This is a genomic window from Hungatella sp. SL.1.14, from assembly GCF_024460495.1.
GTDB lineage: Bacteria > Bacillota > Clostridia > Lachnospirales > Lachnospiraceae > Hungatella > Hungatella hathewayi.
The window spans coordinates 1-304 of the sequence record NZ_JANFYJ010000301.1 but is presented as its reverse complement, the minus strand read 5'-3'; the positions used below and the strand labels follow the sequence as shown (position 1 = coordinate 304).

Annotated in this window: 1 protein-coding gene; it reads left to right on the top strand. The window is 42.4% G+C overall.

Annotation, left to right across the window (positions count from 1 at the left end):
• Window positions 1-225 (top strand): hypothetical protein (locus tag NE473_RS31095; RefSeq protein WP_256265639.1); only part of this gene is annotated, 225 nt, incomplete at its 5' end.
• Window positions 226-304: the final 79 nt, after the last annotated feature.

Sequence of the window (304 nt, the reverse complement as noted above, 5' to 3'; positions counted from 1 at the left end):
CGTCTCCAGGACATAAAAGATTATGTCGTAGGTGAGAGAAAAACTTATCGAATGGCAAATGTGATGAGTATATCTAACGGGCGTCCATATGTCCGCTTTTATGGGGAGGGAACGGCCAGCCAGAAGCCGTATAAATATATTTCCAGTTATGCGCCATCCATAGGAGATAAAGTTTTGTTGATAAGAGCAGGGGCGTCATATGTAATCATGGGAAAGGTGGTATAGATGGTAAACTATGATATTGAGTTAAACACGAAATACAGTGATCCGATTGATACCGGTATCTGTCTCACGCAGGGAGACT